Here is an 11876-nt window from a genome sequence, read left to right as displayed (position 1 = left end):
GCCTATTGTGTACAAACCGTGACGGTTAGCGGAACCCGCCCCCGGGCACGTGCCCGTGCGGCCACTACCACCGTCCCCGTCGATCAGGAGGCCCCATGCCGTCCCCCATCCGCAACATCACCATCGACTGCGCCGATCCGCACGCGCTCGCGGAGTTCTGGGCGCGGGTGATCGGCGTACCGGTCGACCCGCGGAGCGGCCCCGGGGCGGACGAGGCCTACATCGACACCCCCGACGGGCAGCCGGGGCTGCTCTTCCTCCGGGTTCCCGAGGGGAAAGTGGTCAAGAACCGGGTCCACCTCGACCTGGGGCCCTCGGAGGCGACCCGGGACGAGGAGGTGGAGCGGCTGGTCGGGATCGGGGCCACGTTCCTCTCGGACTTCCGTACGCCCGACGGCAAGGGGTTCGTGGTCCTCGCCGACCCCGAGGGCAACGAGTTCTGTGTCGAGCGCAGCGACGCCGAACTGGCCGCCGCGGGGGACAGCGCCGACTGAGCCGCACCCGGAGCGGGACGATGCCGCACCCGCGCGCGGCATCGTCCCGCCCCAGAGGGGAGAGGTCAGGGCAGCCGCCAGTCGACCGGTTCGGCGCCCTGCTCCTCCAACAGGGCGTTGGCCCGGCTGAAGGGGCGCGAGCCGAAGAAGCCGTTGTGCGCCGACATCGGACTGGGGTGGGTGGACTCCACGCACGGCACGCCCGGCATCAGCGGGCGCAGGTTGCGCGCGTCGCGGCCCCACAGGATCGCCACCATCGGCTTGCCGCGCTCGGCGAGCGCGCGGATGGCCTGTTCGGTGACCTCCTCCCAGCCCTTGCCGCGGTGCGAGCCGGGCTTGCGCGGGAGTACCGTGAGAACGCGGTTGAGCAGCAGCACACCGCGCTCGGTCCACGGCGTGAGATCGCCGTTGGAGGGCATGGGCAGCCCCAGGTCCTCGGTGTACTCCTTGTAGATGTTGCGCAGGCTGCCCGGCAGCTTGACGTCCGGCGCCACGGAGAAGCTCAGACCCACCGCGTGCCCGGGAGTGGGGTAGGGGTCCTGTCCCACGAGGAGCACCCGGACGTCGTCGAAGGGCTGCTGGAAGGCGCGCAGCACGTCCTTCCCGGCCGGCAGGTAGGTGCGGCCCGCGGCGACCTCGGCCCGCAGGAAGTCCCCCATCTGCGAGATCCGGCCGGCGACGGGCTCCATGGCCTTGGCCCAGCCGGGCTCCATGATTTCGTTCAACGGTCGTCCTGACATGGCGTTGACACTATCGGCGGACGGCGACAAGCATGACCGTATTCGCCACGAAACGCCCACCAGCGGGGCGGTGTGCGTCAGTGGGCGCGCTCCCACCAGTGCGCCAACCGGTCCCGTGCCCGAGCGGTGCGCGCGTCCTCGGAGCCGTACAGCCGCACCTGGTCGGCGAGCAGGTCGTGGTACTGGCGGGCGGCCCCGGCGGGGTCGCCCGCGTGCCCGGTGTGGGCCGCGCGGTGGTGGCGCGCGGCCAACGTGTTCGGGTCGTCGGGTCCCAGGGCCCGGCTCAGGTCACCGACCAGCTCCCCCAGCAGGACCGCCGCGCGTCGGTGGTGTCCCGCCCCGCCGACGTCGAAGGCCAGGTGCAGGCGGGTGAGCAGGACCCGCTCGGAGCCCTCCCCGTATGCCGCGGTCAGGTCGGGCAGCAGGGCCGCGCGCAGGCGCGCGGCCTCGGCGTGCCGTCCACAGCGGCTCATGTTGACGGCGAGGTGGTGGCGTACCGTCAACGTCTCGGGGTGGCGGGGGCCATAAAGCCGCTCCACATCGGGCAGGAGGCCGCCGAACAGTTCGACCGCCCGTTCCGGCGCGCCGGCCCTGTCCCACCGGAGGGCCTGTCCGCGCCGCGCGCGAAGGGTCTCGGGAAGGTCCTCGCCCGGCACGTCGACCGGCTCGGCCAGGGCGTCGGCCGCGGCACCGCCCGAGGCGGCCCGTTCCCCGATGTCCACCGGGCCCTGTTCGAGGGCACGGTGCCCCAGCGGGCCGGGTGGCGGTGCGGCCGGGACGGTGGCGGCCGGGGGTGGCGTGGCGACGGTGGCGCGCCTGGCCGTCCCGGTCCCGGCCAGCAGGGCGGCCAAGCGGGCGCCCACCTGCGCGGCGTCGCGGGGGCGGCGCCACGGGTCCTTCGCCAACAACTCCAGCACCAGGTCCGACAGTTCCATGGGAAGGTCCGGCCGGAGCCGGTGAGGCGGGCGAGGCGCCTCGTGGATGTGCATGCGAAGGACCGCGAGGACGTCCTCGGCGTGGAAGGGGGGTTCCCCGGTCAGCATCCGGTACAGGATCGTCCCGAAGGAGTACAGGTCGCCCGCGACGCCGACCGGCAGCCCCTGAGCCTGCTCCGGGGACATGTACAGGGGAGTGCCGAACACGTCGCCGGTCCGGGCGGGGCGCCGACCGTGCGCCGCGGCGCCGTGGAGGCCGGCGATGCCGAAGTCGAGGATCTTGACGGTCCCCTCGCCGTCGGGATCGCCGCCCGAGGCCGTGACCATGAGGTTGCCCGGTTTGACGTCCCGGTGCACGACTCCCAGCGTGTGCGCCGCGGCCAGTCCGGCGCACACCTGGGCTCCCCAGCGCACCGCCAGGGGCACCGGGAGCCTGCGCCGCTCCCGCAACACGCCGCTGAGCGGAAGGCCGCGCACCAGTTCCATCACGGCATAGACCGACTCCTCGTGGACGCCGTAGTCGTAGAGGATGACGATGTTGGGGTGCCCGGCGAGTCGGGCGGTCACGCGCGCCTCACGGTGGAAGCGGGCCACCGTCAGGTCGTCGTCGACCAGTTCCGGCCGCAACAGCTTGACCGCCACCGCGCGGCCGAGCCGCTCGTCGCGGCCCCGCCACACCTCGCCCATCCCACCGCCGCCGAGTCTCTCCGTCAGCCGGTAGCGTCCGGCCAGCACGTCGCGCACCGCCTCACCCTTCCCGCGGGAGATCCCCCGCGGCAGCGTAGCCGTTCGCCCTCCTCGCGTCTCCGTTGTTTTCCGGGGGAGCCCACCGGGGCGCGGGAGGCGCGGGGACGCCCCAGGAGGGCGGACCGTTGCGCGGGGGCCGCGCGACGGTCCGGCCTCGGTCGGCACGGCGGCACCCATGCTCCTCGACGGTCGCAGGGGGCGGCGGGGATCCGGGCGACCGGGCGAGGCGCCGCCGCGGCCGGGCGGCGTCGCGGCTCACTCCCCCTCGTCCTCCGGCGCGACCCCGACACCCACGCGCAGCACCCCCTCGGTCTCGGACAGTTCCACGGCCAGCTCGTTGGCGTCGCCCCTGCCACGGACACGCAGGACGAGATCGATCGCCGGCCCTCCGGGCCAACCGTCGTCGCCGCGGCGGTTGGTGTCGACCTGCTGAATGGTGAAGCCCCGCCGGGTGGCCAGGGAGAGGATCGAGCGCAGCACACCCCGGCCGTCCTCGTAGCCGATCCGCAGCGTCGAGGTCTTGGGGACGGAGCGGGTCAGCAACCGGAGCAGCACCGGATATCCGTAGGTGACGACGAAGTGGGCGAGGGTCACGAACGTCGCGATCACCCACAGCCCCGCGCCGCACGCCGTTCCCACCGCCGCCGACACCCACACCGCGGCGGCGGTGGTCAGACCGCGCACCATGTCGCGGCGGACGAAGATCAGCCCCCCACCGATGAAACCGATGCCCGAGACGATCTGGGCGGCCACCCGTGAGGGGTCCAACATGATGGTGGTGCCGTTCAGGATGTCACCGAAGCCGTACTTGCTCACCAGCATGAACAGCGCTGCGCCGAGTCCGACCAGGGTGTGCGTGCGCAGTCCGGCGCTCTTCTGGCGCAGTTCGCGTTCCAACCCGATCAGCGAGCACAGGATCAGCGCGGCCGACAGAGCGACCAACTGGGGCCATCCCTGCCCGGTGAAATCCAGGAGGTTGGTCTGTACCGCGGCTACCGTCAACCCTTCACCCCATCCCGCCCTGGCGCCGGACGCGGGATCACGTCGGCGCGGCCGTCTTTCTGCTCAACGGGTCCGCGATGTCCTCCAGGGAACGCCGTGCGGCTTCAACTCCAAGGAAAAGTTCGACCAATCCCCCCAAGATCATCAGGCCCGCGCCCAGGTAGTACCCGAATGTGACCTGTCCGATGTCGCCGCTTGCGACAAGGGCACCGAACAGTCCAGGCCCCAAAATGCCGCCGAGGGCGGTTCCAATCGCGTAGAAGAGGGCGATGGCCTGAGGGCGGGTCTCCATCGGGAAGATCTCGCTGACGGTCAGGTAGGCCGAGCTCGCCCCCGCTGAGGCGACGAAGAACACCGCGCACCAGCACAGCGTCAGGGTGGTGGCGGTGAGGACCTCGGCCTGGAACAGCGCTCCGGTGCCGATCAGCAGCAGACCGGAGCCGATGTAGGTGGCGGCGATCATCGGCCGCCGTCCCAGCGTGTCGAACAGGGGGCCGAGGAGGACCGGACCGAGGAAGTTACCCAGGGCCAGGGGCACGATGAACAGGGGGGCCACGGCGGAGGGGACGTCGAAGAACGTGGTCAGCACCAGGGCCTGGGTGAAGAACACCGCGTTGTACAGGAACGCCTGTCCCGCGAACAACGCCAGGCCGAGCAGGGTGCGGCGCGGATAGGTGCGCACCAGCGTGGTGCCCACCTCGCGGAACGTCGTGGTGGTGCGCTGCTCCAGCGTCAGCGTGCTCGCGGGTTCGGGAAGCCAGTCGCGGTGGGTCTCGCGTTCGACCTCCGCCTCGATCCGACGGACCACGCGCTCGGCCTCCTCCTCACGGCCGTGGATGACCAGCCAGCGTGGACTCTCGGGGACGATCCGCCGCACGACGATGATGATCAGGCCGAGCAGGCCGCCGATCGCGAACGTCAGCCGCCAGCCGATGTCCTCGGGGAGCAGATCCGGATCGAGCAGGGGGAAGGCCATCGCGGCACCGGCCGCGGCCCCCAACCAGTAGGAGCCGTTGACGATCAACGCGATCCGGCCGCGCAACCGGGCGGGCACCATTTCGTCGATCGCGGAGTTGATGGCGGCGTACTCGCCGCCGATCCCGAATCCGGTGAAGAACCGGCAGACGTAGAACCACAGGGCGTTGCCGGACAGCGCCGTGAGCACGGTGGCGGTGAGGTAGACGCCGAGCGTGGCGAGGAAGATGCGCCGGCGCCCGTAGCGTTCGGTCAGATGGCCGAAGAAGAGCGCTCCCAGGCAGGCGCCCACGATGTAGATCGACGCCGCCAGGCCGACCTGGGCCTCGCTGATGCCCAGGCCGCTGCCGGGCTCGGTGATGCGCGACCCGACCGCGCCCACGATCGTGACCTCAAGGCCGTCGAGGATCCACACGCTGCCCAGGCCGACGAGAACGAGCCAGTGCCATCGGGCCCAGGGGAGCCGGTCCATCCGGGCCGGGATGTCGGTCGTGACGTTCATGCCCGTCACCCTGTCCCGATAGGTCTTCCCGTAACAGCGGGGAAGGGCGCTATCACTGTGGGGTGGGGAAGAAGTCACCCTCAGACGGGAACCTGGACGTCCATGTTGCGCACAAGCGCGCGTTCTCGCCGCGAGCGGATCGCGGCGAGAACGCGCGGGACGGGATCAGGGCTCGGCGCGGCGGTGGCCGTCCTGGTGGGACAGGTTCAACGCCGTCGTCACCAGGGGCACGTGGCTGAACGCCTGCGGGAAGTTCCCCACCTGCCGGCCCAGGCGCGGGTCGTACTCCTCGGCGAGGAGCCCGACGTCGTTGCGCAGGGCCAGCAGCCGGCCGAACAGCTCCCGGGCCTCCTTCTCGCGGCCGATCGACAGCAGCGCGTTGGCCATCCAGAAGCTGCACGCCAGGAAGGCGCCCTCGTCACCGGGCAGCTGGTCGGCGACGCCCTCGCGGTCGGTCCGGTAGCGCAGGACGAAACCGTCGACCATCAGGTCGTCGCGGATCGCCTCGATCGTGCCGATGACGCGCGGATCGTCGTAGGGCAGGAAACCCACCTCGGGGATGAGCAGCAGCGCGGCGTCCAGCTCCTCGCTGCCGTAGTACTGGGTGAAGGTGTTGCGCTGGGAGTCGTAGCCGTACTCGCACACCTCGGCGTGGATGGTGTCGCGCAGCGCCCGCCAGCGCTCGACCGGCCCCTCCTTGCCGAACTCCTCGATCATGCGCACCGCGCGGTCGGCGGCCACCCAGGCCATCACCTTGGAGTGCACGAAGTGCTGGCGCGGGCCACGCACCTCCCACAGGCCCTCATCGGGTTCGTCCCAGCACCACTCCAGGTAGTTGACGAGCGAGCGCTGTAGACCCCACACGTGCTCGCCCCCTTGCAGCCCCGAGCGTCGGGCCAGGTGCAACACGTCCATCACCTCGCCGTAGACGTCGAGCTGGTACTGGCCGACGGCGGCGTTGCCGATGCGCACCGGGCGGGAGTTCTCGTAACCCGGCAGCCATTCGGCCTCCCACTCGGCGAGCCGGCGCTCGCCGCGCACCCCGTACATGATCTGCATGTGCTGGGGCTCGCCGGCCACCGCGCGCACCAGCCATTCGCGCCAGGCCTGTGCCTCGTCGGTGTAGCCGCTGCGGATCAGCGCCTCCAACGTGATCGTGGCGTCGCGCAGCCAGCAGTAGCGGTAGTCCCAGTTGCGCACCCCGCCGATGTCCTCGGGCAGCGAGGTGGTGGGAGCGGCGACGATGCCGCCGGTGGGCTGGTAGGTGAGGGCCTTGAGGGTGATCAGGGAGCGGATGACCGCGTCGCGGTAGTCGCCCTCGTAGGTGCACTTCTCGACCCACTCGTGCCAGAAGCGTTCGGTCCGGGAGAGCGCCTTCTCGGCGTCGAGGTGGTCGGACTCCTCGACGTGGGAGGGGTGCCAGGTCATGACGAAGGGGATGCGCTGCCCCGCGCTGACGACGAAGGTCGCGTCGTGGGTGAAGTTGTGACCCTCCAGGGGGACGGGGGAGCTGATCCACACCGAATCGGGTCCGGCGACGGCCACCACCTCGGTGCCGTTGCGGTGGATCCAGGGGACCACGTTGCCGTAGTCGAAGCGCAGCCGTAGCGAGGTGCTCATCCGCACCGTTCCACGCACGCCCTCGACGATGCGCACGATGTGGGGCGCGCCGCCGCGCGGCGGCATGAAGTCGATGATCCGGACGGTGCCCTCGGGGGTGTCCCACTCCGTCTCCAGGATCAGGGTCTCGGGGCGGTAGCGGCGCCGAGTGGCCCGTGGCTCGGCCGTCGCGGGCCGGATCCACCAGTTCCCATTCTGCTCGTCCCCGAGCACCGCTGCGAAGCAGGCGGGGGAATCGAAATGGGGGAGACACAACCAGTCGATAGAGCCGTCGCGGCCTACCAGAGCAGCGGTCTGCATGTCGCCGATCAGTGCGTAGTCCTCGATCCAGCCAGGCACGCGGATCACCCCCCGAAAACTCCAGATTCAGACAAAGATCACGTTCTTGCGGACGTACCGTATCCAACTCTGCGGGGTAGGAGATCCCGTTCTCCCGCGCTCGCCGGGCCGGTGTCGGTGGCGCAGGTCCGACCGTCCCGTCGCCCTGCCACGGGCCGCCGTTCACCCGGGCGCCGGATGGACGACGCTGGGGCCCACGCTACCGGGAAAAGATGTGCATCCGGAGCTTTTCGCGATCAATTGTGAATCAATGGACAGAGGGCTTGGGAGTGCGCCCGCCCGCGACCGGCCGGGCTCAGTCCTCGGCGGGGCGCGCGGCCGGTTCCGCGATGCCGAACAACGGCAGGAACACCTGGGCGAGCGGACCGATGGTCAGCGCGAAGAGCAGGGTGCCCACGCCCACGGTACCGCCGAGGAGGAACCCGACGATCACCACGGCCACCTCGATGCCGGTGCGGGCCCGGCGCACCGACAGCCCCCGTGCGGCCAGTCCGGTCATGAGCCCGTCGCGCGGGCCGGGGCCCAGGCCGGCCCCGATGTAGCAGCCGGTGGCCACGGCGGTGGTCAGGATGCCGAGCGCCAGGAGCAGGCAGCGCCAGCCCAGGGAGTCGGGCTGGGGGAGCCAGGCCAGGGAGAGGTCCACCGACACCCCGACGATGACGACGTTGCTGAGCGTGCCCAGGCCGGGGCGTTGGCGCAGGGGGATCCACAGCAGGATCAGCAGCGCGCCGACGGTGATGCTCCAGGTGCCGATGGACAGTCCGGTCTGGCGGGACAGGCCCTGGTGGAGGACGTCCCACGGCATGGCGCCCAGGTGTGAGCTCACCTGGAGCGCGCCCCCCAACCCGTACAGGTACAGGCCGACGTACAGCTGGAGAAGTCGGCGCATCCGTGGGCGCGGCAGCATCGGGGTAATGAGTACACGGCGCCTAAAACGGGATATAGCGGACAGGGTGTGGCGAGTGGAAGGAGGGAAGGGGGTGAAACGGACCATGTGCGTAATATTGACGTGTTTAATCCGCCTGTTGTAGGGCCAATCCCGGAAAGTGGCACCATGGTGGTCGGCGAACGGCGAATCAACGGTCATCTCCTGGCCCGGCTCATCGGAGCCATTCCGCGGACCCGCCCCTACTACCTGGCGGTGGCCCGCGCGATCAGCGGGCTCGTCCTGGACGGGCGCGTTCCCACCCACACCCGCCTGCCCGCCGAACGCGACCTCGCGACCGCGCTGGGGGTCAGCCGCAACACCGTGACGGCGGCCTACGCCTGGTTGCGGGAGAACGGCTACCTGGACAGCCGCCAGGGGGCCGGGAGCTGGACGGTCCTCCCCGGTGTCGGGGCCGGGGGGCTGGCCCCGTTCGTCCCCGACACCGAGCACATCGACCTCGGGGTCGCCGCGCCCCCGGCCATCGACGGTCTTCGGACCGCCGCGCGGTTGGCCGGGGAACAGCTCGCCGCCCATGTGGGCGGCCAGGGGTACGCCCCGCTGGGACTCCCCGAGCTGCGCCACGCCGTCGCCCGCCGTTACGTCGAGCGCGGTCTGCCCACCACGCCCGAACAGATCTTCGTCACCAACGGCGCCCAGCAGGCCGTCGCGCTGCTGATGGAGCTGCTGGTGGGGCCGGGGGACGGCGTCGTGGTGGAATCGCCGACCTACCCCCACCCCCTGGACACCGCGCGCCATCTGGGAGCGCGGCTGCGCCCCGTCGGCGTCTCGCCGCGGGGTTGGGAGATGGAGTACCTCCTCGACGCCCTGCGCCAGTGGCGCCCGGCCCTGGCCTACCTCATCCCCGACTTCCACAACCCGACCGGGGCGCTCATGGACGACGGGCAACGGGCCGAACTCGTGGCCGGGGCGCGCCGCGCGGGGACCGCGCTGATCATCGACGAGTCCGTCGCGGAGCTGGCGATCGACTCGGGTGAGCAGCCCGCCCCCGTGGCGGTCCACGACACCGATGGCCGCGTGCACACCGTGGGGTCGGCCGCGAAACTGCTGTGGGGTGGTCTGCGGATCGGCTGGATCCGCACGACGCCGCCCATGGCGGCGCGGCTGATGGCGCTGCGGCAACGCTTCGACCTGGCCAGTCCCGTCCTCGAACAGTTGACGGTCACCCATCTGCTCTCCGACGTCATGCGCATCCGGGCCGAGCGCAGCCGTCAGCTCCGGCGCAACCGGGACGCGCTCGCCGCCGCCCTGCGCGAGCGGCTGCCGGACTGGGAGTTCGTCCTTCCCGAAGGGGGACTGGTCCTGTGGGCCCGGCTGCCCCACCCGGTGGCGAGCACGCTGGGGGAGAACGCCCACCGCCACGGGGTCCACCCCGCGCCGGGACCGGTCTTCGGCGCCGAGGGCACCCTGGAGCACTACGTCCGGTTGGCCTACACCCAGCCACCCGAGATCCTGGTGGACGCGGTCCGCCGGCTCGCCGGCGCCTACGCCGACACGGTGGCCCGTCCGGCTCCGACCCCGCGTGAGCTGTACGTGTAGCTCCGAGGCGCCGGCATTGTCCCGATGGCTGGATATGCCCTGGTTGACGAATGCGTGACCATCTCTTGAAAGTGGCCATGCTCCGTGGTGCGATGTGCGCATATGTCGTGATCTGGATCACATGTGCTGAGCGGAGTGAGGCCATGGGAACGACCGACGTGCTGCGCGCGCGTGCCGAGGTAGAGGCCGAGATCAAGGACAAGACGCTGATCGACTGGTTCCGCGACGCCGCCGACGACAGCGGAGAGGCCCCCGCCCTCTCCGACCGGGTGGGCGACACCTGGCGGACCCTCACCTGGCGGCAGTACCGAAGCGCGGTCCTGAAGACCGCGGCCGCCTACGTCGAGATCGGCGTCGCCCCCGGCGACGTCGTCGCACTGATGCTGCCCAACCGCGCCGAGCACCTGCTCGCCGACCTTGGAGCGGTGCACGCGGGCGCGGTCCCGCTGACGGTCTACGCCACCCTCGCCCCCGAGCAGATCGCCTACATCGCCGCCGACTGCTCCGCCAAGGTCGCCGTGCTCGACGGGACGGACCAGCTCGCCTGCTGGGAGCCGATCCTGGACCGGCTGCCCCACCTGCACACCCTCGTCCTGCGCGACCCCGACGCGGTGCCCCCCGAAGGCCGGATCGCCGGCCGGCGCGTCCTCGGCTGGGCCCGCTTCCAGGAGATGGGACGGCGGCGCCACGACACCGGTGACCCCGAGGTCGCCCGGCGCATGGAGGCGGTGACCCCCGGGGACGACGCGACGCTCCTCTACACCTCCGGCACCACCGGCGAACCCAAGGGGGTCCACGAGACCCACCACCAGGTCCTCTACCAGGTCACCGTCGCCCAACGGGCCACCAACCTCCCCCGGCACGGGGTCACGCTGTCCTACCTGCCCCTGGCGCACATCGCCGAGCGCGTCCTGAGCGTCTACATGCCGATCAAGGTCCGCGGTCACGTCCACTTCTGTCCCGACCACGACCAGCTCGGCGCCTACCTCGGCCTGGTGCGGCCCGACGGGCTGTTCGGTGTTCCGCGGGTGTGGGAGAAGCTCCAGGCGAGGCTGTCCACCGCGCTCGCCGCCGCACCGGCGCACCGGCGCGCCGCGATCGAGGACGCGGCCGAGGTCGCCCGCGCCCACGTCATGGCCGGACAGTACGGACACGAGCCCGCCCCCGCGCTGGCCGAACGCTACGCCCGGGTCGACGCGCAGGTACTCCGCCCGATCCGCGGGCTCATCGGCCTGGACCGCGCGACCTACTACGCCAGCGCCGCCGCGCCGATGCCCGAGGAGGTGCTGCGCTTCTTCGCCGGACTGGGCATCACCATCCGCGACATCTACGGCATGACCGAGAACTGCGGCGCGGTCTCCGCCAACCGCGCCGACGCCTACAGGTTCGGCAGCGTCGGCCGTCCGCTGGACGGCATCGAGGTGCGCGTCGCCGAGGACGGCGAGATCCAGGTGCGCGGTCCGGTCAACACCGCCGGTTACCACGGCCTGCCGCGGGCCAGCGCCGCCCTGTTCGACGCCGACGGCTGGCTGCACACCGGCGACATCGGGCGTATCGACGCCGACGGGTTCCTCTACGTCGTGGACCGCAAGAAGGAGCTGATCATCACGGCGGGAGGGGAGAACATCGCGCCGGCCGCGATCGAGAACCTCCTCAAGGAGCACCGGCTCATCGGCCAGGCGCTCGCCTACGGAGACCGCCGCCCCTACCCGGTCGCGCTGCTCACCCTCGACCCCGATGTCGCGCCGGCCTGGGCGCGCGAGGCCGGCGTGGACACCACCGACCTCGCCGAGCTCGCCCGCCACCCGGCGGTGCTGGCCGAGGTGGGAGAGGCGGTCGCCCGGGCCAACCGCAGGCTGGCCCGCGTGCAGCAGGTCAAGAGATGGCGGCTGCTGCCGGTGGAGTGGACCGCGCAGAGCGAGGAGCTGACCCCCTCGCTCAAGCTCAAACGCCGCGTCGTCCAGGCCAGGTACGCCCGCGAGATCGAGGAGCTGTACCGCTCCTGAACGGGCCGCACCCTCCCGCGCGGCGTGCCGC

9 protein-coding genes are annotated in these 11876 nt (G+C 71.4%); 3 read left to right on the top strand and 6 right to left on the bottom strand.

Annotated features, from left to right (window positions below; genetic code table 11):
• Positions 1–95: 95 nt before the first annotated feature.
• Positions 96–494, top strand: a complete 399-nt coding sequence (locus ACYVHU_RS21070; RefSeq protein WP_078759758.1) for a VOC family protein — start codon at positions 96–98, stop codon at positions 492–494.
• A 65-nt stretch (positions 495–559) separates the two neighbouring features.
• Here ACYVHU_RS21070 and ACYVHU_RS21065 read toward each other — a convergent pair whose 3' ends face one another.
• The 6 genes from ACYVHU_RS21065 to yczE form a co-directional block, all read right to left on the bottom strand.
• Positions 560–1234, bottom strand: coding sequence for a uracil-DNA glycosylase (locus tag ACYVHU_RS21065; protein ID WP_078759757.1), 675 nt, complete (start codon positions 1232–1234; stop codon positions 560–562).
• A gap of 77 nt (positions 1235–1311) precedes the next feature.
• Entirely contained in the window at positions 1312–2913 is a 1602-nt protein-coding gene (locus ACYVHU_RS21060) for a serine/threonine-protein kinase (protein WP_498949315.1), read from the bottom strand.
• 258 nt (positions 2914–3171) lie between these two features.
• Complete coding sequence (locus ACYVHU_RS21055; RefSeq protein WP_078759756.1) at positions 3172–3918, bottom strand: MgtC/SapB family protein; 747 nt, start codon at positions 3916–3918, stop codon at positions 3172–3174.
• Between the two features lie 37 nt (positions 3919–3955).
• A complete protein-coding gene (locus ACYVHU_RS21050) occupies positions 3956–5395 on the bottom strand; it encodes an MFS transporter (RefSeq protein WP_078759755.1) in 1440 nt (479 codons plus the stop codon).
• 165 nt (positions 5396–5560) lie between these two features.
• The gene (locus tag ACYVHU_RS21045) at positions 5561–7354 is read right to left on the bottom strand and encodes a glycoside hydrolase family 15 protein (protein WP_268804992.1); all 1794 of its coding nucleotides are present in this window, start codon (positions 7352–7354) and stop codon (positions 5561–5563) included.
• Positions 7355–7649: 295 nt separating this feature from the next.
• The gene (gene yczE / locus ACYVHU_RS21040; RefSeq protein ID WP_498949314.1) at positions 7650–8261 is read right to left on the bottom strand and encodes a YczE/YyaS/YitT family protein; all 612 of its coding nucleotides are present in this window, start codon (positions 8259–8261) and stop codon (positions 7650–7652) included.
• Positions 8262–8408: 147 nt separating this feature from the next.
• On the opposite strand from yczE, the gene yczR reads away from it, so the two are divergent.
• Positions 8409–9839 carry a MocR-like transcription factor YczR gene (gene yczR, locus ACYVHU_RS21035; RefSeq protein ID WP_078759754.1) on the top strand — a complete coding sequence of 477 codons (1431 nt, stop codon included), beginning with the start codon at positions 8409–8411 and terminating at the stop codon, positions 9837–9839.
• A gap of 143 nt (positions 9840–9982) precedes the next feature.
• Positions 9983–11845, top strand: a complete 1863-nt coding sequence (locus tag ACYVHU_RS21030; protein WP_432941377.1) for an AMP-dependent synthetase/ligase — start codon at positions 9983–9985, stop codon at positions 11843–11845.
• Positions 11846–11876 lie beyond the last annotated feature (31 nt).

The organism is Marinactinospora endophytica (assembly GCF_054780875.1).
This window is presented reverse-complemented; position numbering and strand designations above follow the sequence as displayed.